An 18,615-nucleotide genomic window follows, 5' to 3' on the forward strand; every position below is an offset into this window, starting at 1 on the left:
AAACATTAAGGAGAAATGAAATATGAAAAAAATAATTGCAGCTGCCATTTGCCTTTGTTTTGTTTTGTCAGCAGCATCCACTGCATATGCAGCGACAGATTACAAAACAGCGGAGCAAACCGTGATTGCCTTAGGAATAATGACAGGGGACGGAAGCGGAAATCTGAACCTCTCGAATTCTGTTACCCGGGCAGAATTTGCAAAAATGCTGGTATCAGCATCGGTTTACAGGGATACCGTCGAAGACAGCTCCGGATTTTCACCGTTTAAGGACGTTAAGTACAGCCATTGGGCTTCGGATTACATCAGGACTGCAGTAGACGAAGGGTGGATGCTGGGCTATTCGGATGGAACATTCCGTCCCGACAACACTATAACCTATGAGGAAGCTGCTTCTGCAGTTCTGAAGATCCTTGGCTATGAGTCGTCTGATTTAAAAGGAACCTACCCCGGCGCTCAGATTTCAAAGTTCAAATCACTGAAGCTCAATTCAGGAACAGCTCTGGTGCAGGGATGTGTCCTTACCCGAAACGAATGCATGTATATTTTTTACAACCTGATGGGTGCAGTGGACAAAAATGGTGCAGTTTACGGCACAACACTTGGATATACGGTTAATTCCAACGGTGAAATAGACTATTCGGATTTGCTGAAAAAAGACATTGAAGGACCTTATGTCGTCAAGGATATAAATCTATCATTGATACTTCCGTTTGACATTTCTGGAGCTTCTGTCTACCGCAACGGAAAAATATCATCTGACAAATCTGCCGCCCAGTGCGATGTGATTTACTACAATACCAACACCAATACAGTTTGGATATATTCAGAACGAATCGTCGGTACTTATACAGCTGCGTCGCCGGGGACTTTTGCACCCGATACGATTACGGTTGCCGGAAACAGCTACAGCCTTGGTACTTCTGCAGCAAAACTAAAGGTTTCCTCTTCCGGTGAATTTTCCATCGGAGATACTGTAGCCCTGCTCATGGGCATGGACGGCGATGTTGTTGACGTTGTAGAGTACGGAGACGTGGATTCTTCAAATTACGGGGTTGTCGTTTCGGATTCAAGGCTTTCCACTTACAGTCTAAACAGTTCTTCCAGCAAGGCAGATTACGTCGTATCTGTTGCCTGCACAGACGGTGTGGTTCGAGAATACCCGGTGACAAACAATTATTATAAGACAGGAAACGTAGTGACTGTAAGCAATACGAAGGGTGAACTTACCGTGACGAAAACAGGAGCCAAAAGTCTTTCAGGCACCATAAGTTCAACCGGAGCAAAACTCGGAGGATATGCTTTTGCAGATGATATAAAAATATTGGATGTTGCTGATGACGGGGAATGGTCTGTTGTTTATCCATCGAGACTTTACGGAGCAAAAATCCAGTCAGATAATGTATCTTACTACGTATTGAATGATAATAAGGAGATCAGCCATCTCATACTGAAAGACGTCACAGGAGACATGTATTCATATGGTCTGATAACCGATGCAGAAAAATCGGAAACTACTTCACTTGGCGAAGACCTGCTAATGAGCGGAACATACAAATATATTGTTAACGACGTTTCAGGAGTTCTCAGCACAACCAACAAGCTTTACAATGTCAGCAGGGGAGCAGCTGTCTTTTACTATACCAACGGGCAGATAACAGGCATGAGAAATCTTTCAAGCACAGCTCTTAATGAAGTTTCTGCTTTATTGGCATCAGGCGAAAACAGAACTTACAAGGTATCCGAAAATGTTCAGGTATACCTGCGTTCTTCCGAGACAAGTTCGGAGTTCAGCCTGACACAGCTTTCGGCAATCAACACGGGCTCATACACCCTTACAGGATATTACGATACACTTTATCCGGCAGGGGGACGCATAAGGGTCATAGTCGCAGTTGAAAAATAACATAGACTTCGCCGGTATGCAGCAGCTGATTTTGCGAAGTAATATTGTTGTTAGATTCAAGTGTAATTATAGAAGGTAAAATACTGTAAGCGCTGGTATTTTGCCTTTTATATTTTTTATATGACTTTTTTAACAGTATATATTTGAGCAACAATTCAAAACATGAAATATTTATTGCAATAACTATTGAAATTATCATGGCTTTGTAATATAATCTATTAGTCACGGGCCATTAGCTCAGGGGATAGAGTGGCAGACTTCGAATCTGTTCGTCGGGGGTTCGAATCCCTCATGGCTCACTGATTGCAACAAATAGAAGGTGTTAAGTAACATGCAAACATGTTATTTAACACCTATTGTTTTAACGCCTACAGGGAATAGTTTTGAATTTAGTGAAAACTATTAAATTCTAATTAAATTATTTACGATAATAAAAATAATTTTTCAAAACAATTTGATTAGCTAAATAGTTAATACAATGTAACTGATTAGTGATGACGTTTCTTTGTAAATTGTATGTTGGTAATTATATTCATAAACAGTGTGACTTTATTTAATATGGTGTTAGTATATAAGTGTGGACACGAAAAGTTTAACACGATAAAATATAAATACAATGAAAGGTGCGTGTTAAACAATGTCCAAAAATGGTACCCGTTATACGGATGAATTTAAACAACAGATTGTAGATTTGTACAATTCAGGAAGCTCAGTAGCTTACCTGAGCAGTGAGTATGGTGTAGCAACAGTAACGATATATAAATGGATTAAACAATTAACTCCAGTCAAGGTCGCTGATAATGAGGAAATGACCGCTAAGGATTACCAAGCAATGAAAAAACGCATTGTTGAACTTGAGATGGAGAATGAAATCCTAAAAAAAGCTACCGCCATATTCGCAAGAAAACGATAAAAGAAGTCGTTGCTTATAGAACAATACAAATCAAAATATATACAAAAGGCATTATTCTGCACAGCGACTTAGGTACACAGTACACCAGCCGTTTGTTTGAGGACTATTTATCCTCAAAAGAAATTATCCATTCCTTTAGTAGGAAAGGTAACCCCTATGATAATGCATGCATTGAGTCTTTCCATTCCATACTTAAAAAGGAAGAAGTAAACCATCACAGATACTTTGATTTCAATGTTGCCCGCAAGGCAATATTTGAATATATTGAATCCTGGTACAACCGTAAAAGGATTCATGGTGCTATAAATTATATGACTCCACAGGCTGCTCATGAAGCTGCCTGAGTGGTATCAAAAAAGTTAATCTTTTTGTGTCTACTATATTGACACAGATCCAGATTTGAAATATAACAATTTGTGAAGTATTATTTTAATTAGTATAAAAACTTGAATGTATAGAACGTTAAATATAAATTTTCTGTATATAATGAAGGTTTGTTATTTTTTAATCAAAGACAAGGAGGATGATTTATGAACACAAATAAATTAAACAAATTTGATCAATTATGTAATATTAGTGATTCCTTTGACAGTATGCCTAGGACCTATAAAAAAATTGTTACATATTTAAGAACACATGATTCTGAAGTATATAACCTTTCTATTACTCAACTTGCAAGAAAATTGAATATTGACTCAGCAAACATAACGAGATTTTGCCAACAACTTGGATATTCAGGATATTCTGATTTTAGGTTTTCATTAAAGCATAACATAGCTTCAAACCTAGTTAATAGTACTAATATATTTCAAGAAAGTGATAATATTTCAGAAACTTTAAAAAAAACAAAAATAATCTATCAACAAATGATAGGGGATGTTTTTGATTTGCTTGATCCAAAAATAATTGAATATGCAGCTCAAAAAATTTACAAAGCAAAAAAGGTATATGTATACACACAAGATGGAAATATAACCGCAGCTCAATTTGCTCAATTTCTTTTTTGGCAAATTGGAATTCCATGTTATACCTTTTCAGATCCTAATCTTGCTTTGACATCTGCTGCTCATATAAGCCATGAAGATGTTGCTATTGGAATTGCTTTTTCTGGGGACGCTAAACTTACTGTTGACGCAATTGAAATTGCTAAAAGTCATCATGCAGCGATAATAGCTATAACTGGTTTTAATACGTCAAAACTTGCAAAAATATCTGATGTACTTCTTTGCTATAATTCAAGGATTCCAGATGACATTAGATGTATTCCAGTTGCTTTTATTTGTGAAGTCGCAATAATAGGATCTTTACAAGCTTCAATTATTAATTTACATCATGATGAACTCACAAATTATCTTGGTCACTCTGTTTCAATCACACAAAATAATAGATATTAATCTTGCCTAAATTTGGTTTATCCAGATATATCTATTAATCATCTATGCTTTTCGAACACCCAAATTTTGGAGTCTTTACAACACTACCTTATGACTTTTCGTTTAATTAATCCTTTGACTGTTATGTTTAGCGTATGAATATCCAACATATAATACTTCTAGATCTATATAATTCTCTGCTGCAAATCTAACATTCTTTTCTTTAAGGTTTCTATGGACAAATTCTGTTCGAGTTTCTAAATACTATGTTACATGATTCAAATATTTGAATATACAATTGATGTAAAAATCAAACAATTGCAGTATTGCAATGTTTTTATTTACTTATAGTAATGATTTTGATAATATTGGAACATAAAATCATGATTTTATTCAAGCATTTGATTTCTTGTACCTAAAATTTAAGGAGGTTAAAATATGATTGGAGTAGTAGGAACGATTTTTTCATTAGCTTTGCTTATTTTCCTTGTTTACAGAGGATGGGGAGTTATACAGACTTCATTTTTGGCTGCTATTGTTGTAATCATTACAAATAACACAAGTAGTAATTTTTCAAACTTTTTTACAGCTTTCAAAAGCTACTTTTTAGGAATTCCACAGCTTTTAGAAGGTGGAACATATTCTGCTGCTACCGGATTATCTGGTTTTATTTCATCAAATCTATTTATTATCATTACGGGAGCTCTATTTGGTACTATTATGGCTGAATGTGGAGCAGCAAAATCAATTGCTTATGGTGTCAGTAAAAGATTTGGTGCTAAAAATGCAATTATGATTACAATAATTGCCTCAACAGTTTTGACGGCTGGTGGTATCAGTGCTTTTGTTTGTATGTTTACTGTATTTCCTTTAGTAATAAATTTATTTAAAGAAGCAGATATTCCAAGAAAGTATTTAATTGGCGCTTATTTTACAGGAGCTTCCACTTTTACGGTTTGTACATTACCTGGAATACCAACTGTACATAATCTAACACCAACACCGTATTTAGGAACAACAATTATGGCGGCACCTCTTACGGGAATTATTTGCTCCGTATTTACATTTACTGCTTGTTATATATATCTTAAAACGAGTTCTAAAAGAGCAATAGCAAGGGGTGAACATTTTGTTGTAAACAATGATACAGATGCAATTCATTTAAACGATGTAAACAGTACTGAAGAACTCCCGCCTTTTTTTCTATCGCTTATAGCACCTATTATGACCATTGTGTTATCTATTATTTCAAACTATACAGTGGTTGCTAATGGTATTTGTTCTTCGAATGATGCTGTTTCTTTTGCGCTAATTTTGGTAACACTTTACTGCATTGTCGTTTTCAGAAAATTTATACCAGATATAATGGGTACCATAACAAAAGGGATTCAGTCTGGACTTGGTCCAATATTCTTTATTGGTTCTGTTGTAGCATTTGGTACTGTTGTATCCTATACTGAAGCATATAATATATTCAGAAACTTTGCATTAAATTTGAGAATAAGTCCTTACTATTCTACTGTGATATCTGTGAATATTCTTGCAGGTATTACTGCATCAGGGTTGGGTGGCCTAAGGATATTTATGAGTTCTTGTTCAGAACATTTTATTAAGTTAGGACTTGACCCTCAATTGTTTCATCGTGTTGCTTGTATGTCATGCGTAGGATTGGATTCACTACCGCATAATGGTGGACTGGTGACAACTCTAAAAGTTATGGGTAGCGATTATAAAGAAAGTTATTTTGTTACATTTATTGTTACAACGATAATAACTCTTGCTGCCGCATTTTTAGGTGCTACGATTGCTACAATAATTACTTAATTATTTAATTATTATATTTTCTATAAATTGACAGTCTAGATTTATAAAATTCAAATAGAATATATAAAAATTTATATTGATACTAAAAAAGTTATTGTTGGAACATAAAGTTCAAACAAAACAGTATGGTTGGTTATTATTTAAAGGGTAATATTATTAAGTTGGTTGAAGATAAGTAGTCAAATAAATCAAGCAAATAGGAGAATAATTAAAATGAAAATTAAGGTAATAGATACTACATTACGTGATGGAAACCATGCACTCAATGAACAACTTACACCGGGTCAAGTAAAAAATATTTGTTCCCAGCTTGACAATGCTGGACTCTATGCTGTTGAAGTTGGGCTTGGTACAGGGTTAGGAGGTAGTATACCACATAATTGTACAAATACAATTGACCTTTTAAAGGCAGCAAGAGGAGTATTGAAAAAAACTAAATTAGCAACGCTCTTTGTTCCTGGAATAGGTGATCTTAACGATTTAAGACAAGGAGCAGATGTTGGTTTGGACTTGGTTAGAATTGCTGTACTTTGTACAAAAGTTGATAGTGCAATACCATTTATACAAGCTGCAAAAAAAATGAATTTACAGACATGTGTTTTCCTCATGGCTTCTCATATACTCCTTCCGAATGAATTAGCAACACAAGCAAAAATAGTTCAGGATGCGGGTTCCGATTTTATTTACATTGGTGATTCAATAGGAGCTATGACTTCTAAAGATATTTCCGATAGGGTTTGCGCAGTTTCAAAGGCAGTTACTATACCATTAGGGATTCACACTCATAATTCCCTTGGACTAGCTGTATCAAATGCTGTAGAAGGTGTTAATGCAGGATGTAATTATATTGATGGAACGCTTGAAGGGTTAGGCGAAGGAGGTGGAAATGGAAACTTGCAAGCAATCGTTGCGGTTTGTGAAAAATTGGGGATACACACCGGAGTTGATTTTAATTTACTAAACCATATAGCTGAAAAAAGTTTGCGACCTCTTATGCTTAAGCCCCAGGAATTAAGAAGTAATGAAATTGCCGAAGGTTTCTCGGGCGAATTGCCTCAAATATTAAAGAATCTGGAATAAGCTATATTGTCCGATATCATTGGATGTTGTTTCTTAGATAGAGACAGCACTATAGTAATATAGAAAATAATTCAAAAGGTAAAAAATAGATAGTTTTAGGTTGCCGCCGAATATCTCGTCGGCAATTTTTTGTTAGAAATACGATAATTCAAAATGAAGTTGGACATATGTTATAGGCAAATGTATACTTATATATCTTGATTAATTGAGAATTAATGGATTACTTTAACGTAAAATTTATTTGAAGTTTAAAGTCAAATGATACTATCTTTATAAGAATACATATTAGATGCTCTTTAACAAAATTAATTTGTAATGGACGTATTTTGAGTTTTTATGTTATACTAAGTCAAACTTTAATGACCGTTACATAAATTCATTGTATGCGAATGAAGATATATGTTTTATTTATGGCAGCTATAAATTTGCATTATATTTCTATTGAACGAGAAGGTGATGAAATGTATTTGAAGGAACAGACATATGTCTGCACTCTGGCTGAAACGGGAAACATCTCCAAGGCTGCAGACCAGCTGTATATCACACAGCCGGCACTGAGCACGTATATCAGCAACCTGGAGCAGAGTCTAGGGGTTCAGCTTTTTGTTAAGGTAAAAAATAAGCTGGTATTGACATACATGGGCGAAAGGTATGTGGAGAAAGCCAGGGAAATGTTAAGGCTTCAGGATGAGTTCAACCTGGAACTGAGCCTGTACGGCAAAGGGGTTACCGGAAGGATTAGAATAGGAGTTCAATCCAGGAGATCTCCATTTATAGTAGCCGACTTAATATGTTTTTTTAAACAAAACCACCCGAATATTGAAATTGTTTTTGAGGAGGGGGATATTTCAACACTGGAAAAATTGATAGAAGAAAACAGGCTGGATTTAATCATTTATACTTGCCTTGATAGAAAATCTAATCTGGTATACGAACGAATTAAGGAAGATAAGATTCTCGTTGCCATCAACAGCTTAAGCAGCTTAAGGAGCAAAACCATCTGGAATCAAACTGACAAGTATCCATGGATAAACATAGAGGACATAAAGGATGAAACACTGATTCTCCCGCACAAAGGACAAAGCCTGAGAGATATATGCGAGCTGCTCTTTAAAAGTGAAAATTTCAAACCTGAGAAAATTATAGAAATAAAGAACATAGAGACCATTATAACCATGGTTTCAAGAAATCTGGGCGTTGGCTTCAACAGGGAAAGCTATGCGGACAACATGAACGTATATAATGTTATGTACTTAAACATAAAGCAGGACAAAACCCCATCAGAGCTGGTCATTGCTTATACGAAAAACAGCAGCCGGATACCGAATTTCATGAATATCGTGGAATCTATAAAAACATTGCTGCTCAATAAATAAATGTAATAGCAGCTATAAATTTGAAAACATTTACAAAAATTTTTTTCCATTATAGACTGTCAGTAGCTTAGCTAAAACTATTTAAAGGAGTTGTTATATTGGAAAAAATTAAAAAAGGCAGCTTTAAGATGCCGCACTCATTGGTAATTGTTGCAATCGTTGTTATTTTTGCCGCAGCTATGACCTGGATTATACCGGCAGGACAATATGCAAGGGTAGAAAATGCTCAAGGTATGAAGGTAATAGACCCCAATACATTCGAGTACGTTGAAAGCGCACCTGTTAATCCATTAAAAATACCGCAGTTTGCCGTTGAAGGCTACATAAAAACTGCAAGTCTTATTTTCGTAATACTATTTTCCGGTGCAGCTTTTGACGTGATAACCACTTCAGGAGCATTGCAGTCACTGATAGCAATGTTTGCGAAAAAGTATTCAACTAAGGAGTCGGTGTTCATACCGGTATTGGCGCTGGTTTTTGCTTTGATATGCACTACTCAGGGAGTCAATACATTCATAGGATTCGCACCAATCATGGTAATGATCGCCAGGGGGTTTGGCTTTGACTCTATTGTGGGCGCAGGCATAATACTTCTTGGAGGTGCAGTAGGTTTTTCAACCGGAACTCTTAATGTAAGCACAACCATAGTGGCTCAGAAGATTGCTGAAGTACCGCTGTACTCCGGAATAGGATACAGGACTGTGAGCTTTGTGGTATTCTTTATCATAACCAGCATATACCTGGTGAAATATGCAAAGAAAATAAGACTTAACCCTGAACTGAGCCCCATGTATGATCTGGATAAACTGGACAGCAGCCAGAGCAATGCTGAAAGCTTTGATGAACCCATGACCACAAGAAAGTGGATGGTTATACTTACATTGTTTGCTGTCTTAGGAGTTATCGTTTACGGCGGAATCAAGCTGGAGTGGGACCTGGAAGAAACAGCAGCAGCATTTGTATGGATGGCAATCATTGCCGGAATAGCAGCAGGATATGGACCCAGCAAAATTGCCAAATGTTTTGTAAACGGTTCTAAGAGGATGATCGGGGCTGCTTTGATAATCGGTCTTGCAAGGAGTGTATCAAGTGTTCTAACTGCAGGGGTCATAATGGATACGACAATACATGCATTCGCACAGGCTTTGGGATCACTTCCGAAATATCTGCAGGGTCCGTTCCTTTATATAGCAAACATAATTATCAACATGTTCATCACTTCAGGAAGCGGACAGGCAGCTGCTGTAATGCCAATATTTATTCCACTGGCTGACATGATTGGAATGACAAGGCAGACATCCATACTTGCCTTCAACTTCGGTGACGGATTCTGCAACTACATTCTGCCCACATCAACGGCTCTCATGGGAATATTGGGTGCATCAAACATCCCTTACGACAGATGGATGAAATTCATGTGGAAGCTGTTCCTGATTTGGGTTGCAACAGGCAGCGTGCTGATGCTCGGAGCACAGATCATCAATTTAGGTCCAATCTAAGGAGTTTAAATGAAAGAACAATTATTTGAAAGCATACTTGCGCAAAAAGACAGATTAACTGAAATAGCAGATTATATATTTGACAACCCTGAATTGTCCTTCAATGAAGTAAAGGCAAGCAAGGTCCTTGAGGATTACCTGGAAGAAGAAGGATTCCAGGTCGAAAGGGGATTGGGAAGTCTAAGTACCGCTTTCAGGGCAGTGTATGAAAACGGCCAAGGCGGTCCAAACATAGGACTTCTTTGTGAATATGACGCCTTGCCCATGGGGCACGGATGCGGTCACCACATGCAGGGGCCTGCAATATTGGGGGCTGCCTCTGCAATTAAACATTTATGCTGCGGCAAACATTTTAAGCTTACTGTTTACGGAACTCCGGCCGAAGAAGGCGGAGGCGGGAAAATAATTATGCTTAAGGAAGGATTCATCAAGGAGCTGGATGTTGCCCTTATGATGCATGGCGGACCGTCGACCCAGGTGGACGTGAAATCCCTGGCTGCTGAAAGCATCAAGGTCACATACCACGGAACCAGTTCACATGCGGCCTTAAAGCCTGAGCAAGGCAGAAGCGCGCTGGATGCTCTGCTGCTGACATTCAATGCAGTGGAATTTTTAAGGGAACATGTGGCGGAAGATACCAGAATGCACTATACGGTGCTGGATGCAGGAGGATCGGCCAATGTTGTGCCTGGCAAAGCTGTGGGTTCATTCAGCCTCAGGTCCTACAGTTCAAGGTATCTGGATGAAGTTAAGGAAAGATTCAACAAGATTGTTCAGGGAGCTGCTTTAATGACTGAAACTACCTTTGAGATTGAGACTGAAAAAAGGCTGGAAAGCAAAGTACCGTCGTACAAGCTCAATGATCTTATGATGAAAAATGCAGAGCTGATAAATGCTCCTGCAATGAAATCTGCCAGAGAAAAAACCGGTTCCACGGACTTCGGCAATGTTACATACCTGCTGCCCGGAGCTGTCATCAGGATTGCATTTGTGGATGAAAATGCGTCATCTCATTCCCAGGATTTCCTTGATGAGGGGAAGACAAAACGCGGTCACGATGCTATGATAAATGCTTCAAAAATACTGGCTGCAACTGTTTATGACCTGGTAGAAACAGACAATTTAGTAAATGAAATAAAAGAAGAATTCAGTAAAACCAAATCCATGATGTGATCACCGGGTCATATGGCGGAATGCAACATTCATAGTCATGGTAGATTTGGTTACGTAGTTTAAAAGAAAAAGGTGTTAATTATATTATAGTATGATTGACACCCTTTTTATTTTAAGAAGAGGTGAAATTAAATGAATTTAAAATACTGTTTTACTTATTTTTAAACTATGCTATAATTACAATTATGTTGTTTTGCATTGTTCCAATTATCTATGATAAAAAAGCGCAGTGCGGCATATAAATAAGTATAAGCGCAAAAATGGGCTTAACATTAATTGTCGGGAGTGAGTATATGGTATCTAGAAAAAAATATATTCTTACTATTATCGTGGTTGTTCTTGTCACTTCCTTTCTGACTATGACTCTGGGGAATGTGTTCCTGGTTGAAATAGGACAAAAGGTTGTTTTATCAAAAGATGCTTACACTGAATTGAAGGGTATGTATGACAAGTATGCGAAGCAGGAAAGCATAATGCAGATTGCTAAAAATGATTTCTTGTATGAGGCTGATGAGGACGTGATGCTTGAAGGGGCTCTTGAGGGTACTCTGCAGGCTTTGAAAGATCCTTACACGCAGTTTTTGTCCAAGGAGGAGTTTGCTGCCTTGATGCAGGACACAGAAGGGTCATACGAAGGAATAGGTGTTTACATAACAGCAAGTGATGACAATAAGATAGTTATTGTATCTCCGATAGAAGATACACCTGCAGAAAAGGCGGGTCTTAAGACAGGAGACAAAATCATCAGAATAAACGGCACTGAATACACCGCCGAGCAAATTGACGATGCGGTGAAAGTGATGAAGGGAGAGCCGGGAACCAGCGTCACCATTACAGTTCAAAGAGAAAATTCCGACGGCGGACAGCAGGTTTTCGACATTCAAATCAACAGGGAAAAAATAAGGATCAAGACTATAAAGCCGGCAATGCTGGAAGACGGAGTGGGTTACATAAGAATAACCACCTTTGACATGCAGACTGCGGAAGATTTCAAGGTTGCATACCAGGATTTGAAGAATAAGGGAATGAAGAGCCTTGTAATAGACTTAAGATACAACCCCGGAGGAATCATTGACGCAACTGTTGACATTTCTAACATGTTCATGGGTGAAGGCGTTGTGACATACACGAAGACCAAGGCCGGCGAAATGGAGTATTTCAAGTCTGATAAGGAAGCAGAAGACCTTCCTATAGTGCTTCTCATCAACGAAGGAAGCGCCAGCGCTTCGGAAATAATGGCAGGAGCTTTGAAGGATACAAAAAGAGCAACGCTTATCGGAACAAAGTCTTTCGGAAAGGGAATAGTTCAAAGGGTTCAAAGGTTCGGCAGCGATGGGGAAGGAATCAAGATGACCGTGTCTGAATACTTCACTCCCAACGGAGTCAACATCCACGGCATAGGAATTGAACCGGATATTGAAATCAAGCTTCCGGAGGATGCAAAGGGATACGGTTACGAGTTTTACTCCACCGACAACCAGCTCCAAAAGGCAGTTGAAGTTTTAAAAGGAAAAGTAAGTCAATAACATTTAATGAGCATCTGTAAAGGGTGCTCAATTTTTTTGATAATGTCTGAGCTAGATTTATTTTGTCTAAACCAGACCGGTGCATGCTTACCTAGAAGAAAATAGATAAGCTGATTGTGATAAAATTATCACTGCATAAGACTTGCGAATTTTATTTTTAGGGAGGATTATAGTGAAAAAAATATTGAAGAGAATTGGCGTTGTTTCGCTGTGCATGGCAATGGCACTTTCATTTGCAGCATGCACAAAACAGGAAAGCAAATCCGTTTACAAGGAAGGCACTTATACATCAAGTGCAATTGGGAAGAACGGAGATGTCAAAGTAGAAGTTGTATTCACAGGAGAAAAAATCGATGCGGTAAAAATACTTGAACATAAGGAAACCGCTGGAATAGCAGATGCTCCTGTTAAGGTTATTCCGGAAAAAATAGTTTTAAATCAGTCGCTGGCAATTGATGCTGTCAGCGGCGCAACAGTAACGAGCCAAGCAATTTTATCAGCTGTGGAGGATTGCGTGAAACAGGCTGGAGGAGACGTGGAGTCACTGAAGGCAGCAAAAGTGAGTGCAGCATCAGACAAGGTGGAAGAAGTATCCTATGATGTGGTGGTCATAGGTGCAGGCGCTGCCGGCAGTTCAGCAGCACTGGCTGCAAGCGAAGGATCAAACAGTGTATTGCTGCTGGAAAAGACGGCCAGCCCAATGGGAGCAGGCACACTGGCAGGCGGAATGTTTGCAGCTGAAAGTTCGCTGCAGCAAGAAGCCGGCAAGACTGTAGACAAGCAATGGCTTTTTAACGAATATATGAAGGCTTCTGCCGGCTACATGAACTCTGTCCTGGTTCGAACAATTATTGATGAATCCAGCGAGACCGTTGACTGGCTCATAGAAAACGGAATGCAGCTAAACCTGGTGGATGCAGGAAGCGGATTCAGTTTTGCCAACATAGGCAGGCCTTCTACCCTTCACGGATACAATGAAGGAGGAATAACAGCCATCACGAAGCTCATAAAACAGTTTGAAAACAACAATGGCACTGTAATGTTCTCCACTCCTGCATCTGAGCTAATTACAGACGCAGACGGAAAAGTAACGGGAGTAATTGCGACAAAAGAGGACGGCAGCAAACTAAAGATAAACGCAAAAGCTGTTATAATAGCAACCGGCGGTTTCGGCGGAAACGTGGATATGCTGAAAGAACAGTTCGGTGACAAGTATACTATCGGTGAAGTGGCTTCATGCACAGGCGATGGCATAAAAATGGCTTGGAGTGCAGGAGCCGCAGAGTACGGCACCGCAACAGCCCATTACTTCTGGGAGACATTTACCGGCGAAGAGTTTGGAGCTTTAATAAGCGCATTGGGCGATGATTTCTTTTCAGTGACGGATTTTACGTTTTATCCGCATTTGAGGGTCAACAAGCTTGGTCAGAGATTCTGTGATGAAACCACGGTTACTGATTTTGCAACCCACGGTGCACAGGTGCATATGCAGCCAAATCAAACTGAGTACCTGGTTTTGGATACAGGCGTACTGGAACAGATTGCTGAAAAGGGCTATGTTTCTGTGGAAGATCACTTCGGATCATTCAAGGGTAACAGAAATTTCTACATGGAGTTTAACGAGCCAAATGATACGGACCAGCTGATTGAAAAAGAAAATACACCGAAGGATTATGCTCCTCTGCTGGAGGCAGCAACAGGCACAGGGGTTGTTTTCAAGGGAAACACATTGGAAGAGCTGGCTCAGAACATGGGAATTGATGAAGGCACTTTTGCTGAAAGTGTGGAACAATACAACACAGCAATCAGGTCAGGCAAAGATGACATGTTCTTTTCAGACACAAACAGTTTTATTCCTGTGCAGAAAGGACCATATTATGCAGTAAAGTATGTGGCGCGTAACTTAAGCACTTTAGGCGGTGTTGCCATCAATGAAAAAATAGAAGCAGTTGATGAAAACGGAGCTGCAATTTTGGGGCTGTATGTAGCAGGAGCAGATGCAGGCGGAATGTACGGAAAATCCTATGTGAACTTCGAGGGAGGAACTTTAGGATTTGCATATACTTCGGGAAGACTGGCAGGTCAGAACGCAATAGCTTATCTGAACAAATAATTTCTTTGATTGTTTTATCATGAAATGATATAATGTTAAAAATTTTAATCAGTTATTTTTTCCGGAGGAACAGATGATAAACTTGCTGGGACTTATACAAATGTACAACACTTATGACCACAAAAGCATTTTTCACAGTGTGGCAAAATGCCTTGTGAAAAACTACAGGCTGCTGGACGCGATGACATCCGCAGAAATAGCGGATTTATGCAACGTCTCGCTGTCTACCTTAAACCGTTTCTTCAGGATGATGTCGTATCCCATGACAGTGTCAAAGCTGCCGCTGCTGGCAAGCCAGACCAAGGACAACTATATGTTTGACGGCAATTACATTCCTGTGCATGCATCAAGAAACAGTACAGGGTGCAGCATAGATTATTATATGGACAGCCTGCAGGAGAGAATAACATCTTTGCATGAATCAATCGACAAGGAGCAAATCAAAAAATTGGCCGAGGACATCAATTCGTGCAGGAAGGTTGTGTTTTTAGGATGTCCCATACCTCAGGGCGTCTGGAGGCTTCAGATGGATTTGACCTTGCGAGGAATAGAAAACAGCGCATTCATGGATCCCAACTACCAGTATGAAGAGCTGGACTGTCTTGAAGACGGCACAATTGTTTTCTATACGCAGTATTGCAGGATCGGGGACAATGTGTACAAGAAGGGAATAATTTCCGGAAAAGATAAGATTAAAAAAGTAGTCCTGCTTACGAACAGTACCGTTCATCCATTGTCATCGCTAGCTGATTATTCATTTTGCTTTGAGGGGAACGGTACAGAGCAGGACAACATTCTAATGAACATCTATATCAATTTGATTGCCCTGACATTTCGCCAGAGCTAGTTTTCTGTATACGTGAATTTACATTAAGCATAATAAAAGGTACAGCCGGGCTGTACCTTTATTTTGTCGTTTTATCATTACATCCTTGCAAAGCTCACAAATCTGGTTCCCTGGAAGGAAAGTGTTCCGTAGTCCCCTTCGGCCAGCATTCCAAATTCGTTTGAAGGAATCTGAAATTCAAGCCTTTCACCGTTGTTAAGCTCAAAGGTTGCGTAGTAGCTGGTGCTGCTGGTATGAAATCCCGGTGATGCAGCATCCGCTGTTGTGTGCTGGTGGTGAGTTGATACATTGTATCTTTTCGATACTATTTTTGCTTCAACCGGGATGACAGGCTGCCTGCTGTTGTGCATGCTGACTGAAATGTTCCTGATGATGGTAAATATTATGACGCCAAACACTATCATGAACATTATTGGGAAAAAGGCGAACATGAGTCCGAATCCAGAACCAAAGGGACTGTAAAAATCTGTCATTATTTCCTCCTAATATATCAGCACTGTTCTGGCATCATTGTCCCAGATAACTGTCTTGTGGATTGCTTCGCTTATGAAACGAAGAGGAACCATTATGCGGTCATTGACCATCTTTGCAGGCGCATCTAGGCTTTTTGCAATTCCGTTCACATAGGCCGTGCTGCTGTTGGCAGGAATGAGTATCTTGGTGGAATCATTCTTAACCACCGCGGTTCCTGTTTCCTGGTCCCATTCCACGCTGCAGTCCAAAACCTCAAACACTGCTCTTAAGGGCACCATGGTTCTTCCGTTTTCTATGAAAGGCCATTGGTTTATGGAACTGAAGTCTATGTACTGGTTGTAAATCTTTACATTTACTGCGTTGTCAGCCCTCTTGTCAGTGATGTACTCAAAGGCATTTGAGCTAAGTGCTGTAATGTTTGCGGTTTTCTGTATTCCCTGGAATTCGAACATCAGCTCGTAGCTTCCCGCCTGTTTGAACGTAAGAGTGCTGCCTGAAACCTTCAATCCATCCTCATCATAGGGATAAAGAAGAACCTTGTCGGTTATGTTTACCTTCCTGCTTCCATACATGGCGTAAACGCTGAAGTTAACCTTTGTTGCCGTGTTATAAACCTTGTTTGAAAAATCAAAATCTATGCTGTCCGGCGTATCCTTGTATTTCAGGTAAAGATTCAGCACGTTGCACTGGCATGTTGCATCGCTGTTAAGCTGCCCGTATGCTATCTCCGATACAAAGTCATGCTTGAACAAATCAGACATGGCAGCATTGACGCTTTCCTGGGTCAGGCTTTTGCTAATTCTCACCGATATTTTCAGGGGGCGGTACTGAATTTTCCTTTCAAGTATTGTCTTGAGGGCATTTGCGTCTGCGGCCGTATTTTCTTCGTCATATATGTCAAGGCCGGTTTCCATCATTAGCCTTTTGTACCCAAGTTCCTTAAGGTAATCGTAGTATCTCATCTTTGAGGCAGGAATAGACTGACCGTCTTCAATCAGGTGATCCCTGGAAATTTCATTGTCCGTCAGCATGTAGTAGCTGTAAGAAATTCCCCCGGTATCCGGCAGGGGGTCATCCCATGTGGCGTCCAGATGGAACCAGTAATCACCAAGCTTAACCATGTTCCATATGTGAGCCTGGCTGCCGTTTACGGTTCCGGATACAAGCTTCACAGGTATGCCGAGGCTTTCAAGCATGTTGTATGTGAGAAGAGCGTAGCCGTTGCATACGGACGTCCCTTCAAACAAAAGGTCGTAGTCGGAATAATACTGCAGAGATTCATCATACCTGCCGCTTTTTACTATGTAGTCATGAACAGCCTTAACCTTTTCGTGATCATTCATGTCGGGTTTTATTATCGCTGACAGAATTTCTTCTATTTCTCTGTCGGCTTCAAGCCTCTTTGATTCGGTTATAATGTAGTGAACTTCCAGACTTATGCTGCTAGAACGCGCATACTTGGTTACGGTCCACTTAGCTGACTGGATGTTGGAATTCACATATATGTCCTTGTTAACAGCATTTTGAAGGATTTCTTCTATGTTCTCAAGTGTTCCTGTATACTTAATATCAATATCCTGATTGTACTTGCTCATTTGTTCGAATAAAACATTTTCCAGGTCCTGAACATTGCCCGCTTCGTAAGTAATGCCGTATGCCTGGCCCGTGTATGAGGCCAAGAGAATCAGGACAGCACCGACAGCTGATTTTAGAATGGTTCTTTTCATTTTAATCACCTTCCGTTCTTCATTAACTAATTATATACTATTTTTCGGAATATTTAAAGAAATAAAATTTTCTCATTGTCATTGAAAGAAAACATATTTTATTGTATTATGGTTTTATTCGATATAGTACAGCATCCGCTATTTATTAGACGTGTTCAATATAGAAAAAGTTTCAAGCAAAGGTGAATTTATGTACAAAAATATTCTTAACAACATTTTAATGGATGATAAACCATCAGAGGGTATATATAACCTCATGGAATCAGGGGAAATGGACAAAATCATTCCGGAGCTCAACAAGCTCAAGGGTTTTGAGCAGCACACGCCGTATCACGATAAGGATGTACTGGAACATACCATGGCTGTGGTGGACAGCATCAAGCCTAACCTCAACCTTAGGATGGCTGCTCTTCTTCATGACATATCAAAGCCGGACTGTTTCACCATGGATGAAAAAGGAAGGGGACACTTTTACGGCCACCACATAAGGTCTGCAGAAGAAAGTGAAGCCATACTTAAGAGACTTGATTACGACTTTGATTTCACCATGGATGTCAAGATACTCATCAGGTACCACTACATCAAGGAAATAGTGTCAAACGTAAAGGAAAAAGGGATTAAGAAGTTCATTGATTCCGTTGGAGAGGGGCGCCTTGAAGACATGCTGGAGCTCGTCAGGGCCGACATGGCCGGAAAGCCCAATCCGGAAAACATTGAAGTGGTCAACAGGCTGAAAATCATGTGCAGGGAATACCAGCAAAAAAAAGATGCTAAGTGAGCATCT

13 protein-coding genes, 1 tRNA gene and 1 pseudogene are annotated in these 18,615 nt (G+C 39.4%); 13 read left to right on the plus strand and 2 right to left on the minus strand.

Translation table 11 applies throughout. The features are described from left to right. Positions 1-22 precede the first annotated feature (22 nt). From AAGU76_RS13775 to AAGU76_RS13830, 12 genes and pseudogenes are all read left to right on the plus strand, one after another. Complete coding sequence (locus tag AAGU76_RS13775; RefSeq protein ID WP_342486086.1) at positions 23-1,906, plus strand: S-layer homology domain-containing protein; 1,884 nt, start codon at positions 23-25, stop codon at positions 1,904-1,906. A 226-nt stretch (positions 1,907-2,132) separates the two neighbouring features. Continuing rightward, positions 2,133-2,205: transfer RNA gene (locus AAGU76_RS13780), tRNA-Arg, on the plus strand. A gap of 338 nt (positions 2,206-2,543) precedes the next feature. Beyond that, positions 2,544-3,163: pseudogene (locus AAGU76_RS13785) on the plus strand (integrase core domain-containing protein). A gap of 186 nt (positions 3,164-3,349) precedes the next feature. Continuing rightward, positions 3,350-4,213 (plus strand): MurR/RpiR family transcriptional regulator, encoded by an 864-nt coding sequence (locus AAGU76_RS13790; protein ID WP_342486087.1) that lies wholly within the window; start codon positions 3,350-3,352, stop codon positions 4,211-4,213. A gap of 417 nt (positions 4,214-4,630) precedes the next feature. Beyond that, on the plus strand, positions 4,631-6,016 hold the full coding sequence (locus tag AAGU76_RS13795; protein ID WP_342486088.1) for a hypothetical protein: 1,386 nt from the start codon (positions 4,631-4,633) through the stop codon (positions 6,014-6,016). 213 nt (positions 6,017-6,229) lie between these two features. Continuing rightward, positions 6,230-7,096: a 4-hydroxy-2-oxovalerate aldolase gene (locus AAGU76_RS13800; RefSeq protein ID WP_342486089.1), complete on the plus strand. Its 867-nt coding sequence runs from the start codon at positions 6,230-6,232 to the stop codon at positions 7,094-7,096. Between the two features lie 461 nt (positions 7,097-7,557). Further along, positions 7,558-8,472 (plus strand): LysR family transcriptional regulator, encoded by a 915-nt coding sequence (locus AAGU76_RS13805; RefSeq protein WP_342486090.1) that lies wholly within the window; start codon positions 7,558-7,560, stop codon positions 8,470-8,472. A gap of 128 nt (positions 8,473-8,600) precedes the next feature. Further along, on the plus strand, positions 8,601-9,971 hold the full coding sequence (locus tag AAGU76_RS13810; RefSeq protein ID WP_342486309.1) for a Na+/H+ antiporter NhaC family protein: 1,371 nt from the start codon (positions 8,601-8,603) through the stop codon (positions 9,969-9,971). Positions 9,972-9,980: 9 nt separating this feature from the next. Then, positions 9,981-11,144 (plus strand): M20 family metallopeptidase, encoded by a 1,164-nt coding sequence (locus AAGU76_RS13815; RefSeq protein ID WP_342486091.1) that lies wholly within the window; start codon positions 9,981-9,983, stop codon positions 11,142-11,144. Positions 11,145-11,437: 293 nt separating this feature from the next. Next, on the plus strand, positions 11,438-12,670 hold the full coding sequence (locus tag AAGU76_RS13820; protein WP_342486092.1) for a S41 family peptidase: 1,233 nt from the start codon (positions 11,438-11,440) through the stop codon (positions 12,668-12,670). Positions 12,671-12,842: 172 nt separating this feature from the next. Further along, a complete protein-coding gene (locus AAGU76_RS13825; RefSeq protein ID WP_342486093.1) occupies positions 12,843-14,783 on the plus strand; it encodes an FAD-dependent oxidoreductase in 1,941 nt (646 codons plus the stop codon). A 73-nt stretch (positions 14,784-14,856) separates the two neighbouring features. Then, positions 14,857-15,630 (plus strand): hypothetical protein, encoded by a 774-nt coding sequence (locus tag AAGU76_RS13830; RefSeq protein WP_342486094.1) that lies wholly within the window; start codon positions 14,857-14,859, stop codon positions 15,628-15,630. A 77-nt stretch (positions 15,631-15,707) separates the two neighbouring features. Here AAGU76_RS13830 and AAGU76_RS13835 read toward each other — a convergent pair whose 3' ends face one another. After that, positions 15,708-16,103, minus strand: a complete 396-nt coding sequence (locus AAGU76_RS13835; protein ID WP_342486095.1) for a DUF2500 domain-containing protein — start codon at positions 16,101-16,103, stop codon at positions 15,708-15,710. Between the two features lie 9 nt (positions 16,104-16,112). Continuing rightward, entirely contained in the window at positions 16,113-17,831 is a 1,719-nt protein-coding gene (locus AAGU76_RS13840; RefSeq protein ID WP_342486096.1) for a stalk domain-containing protein, read from the minus strand. 190 nt (positions 17,832-18,021) lie between these two features. Between AAGU76_RS13840 and AAGU76_RS13845 the strand changes: the two genes are divergently transcribed. Then, positions 18,022-18,609 carry an HD domain-containing protein gene (locus AAGU76_RS13845; RefSeq protein WP_342486097.1) on the plus strand — a complete coding sequence of 196 codons (588 nt, stop codon included), beginning with the start codon at positions 18,022-18,024 and terminating at the stop codon, positions 18,607-18,609. Positions 18,610-18,615: the final 6 nt, after the last annotated feature.

The organism is Sedimentibacter sp., from assembly GCF_038562225.1.
Classification (GTDB): Bacteria; Bacillota; Clostridia; order Tissierellales; family Sedimentibacteraceae; genus Sedimentibacter.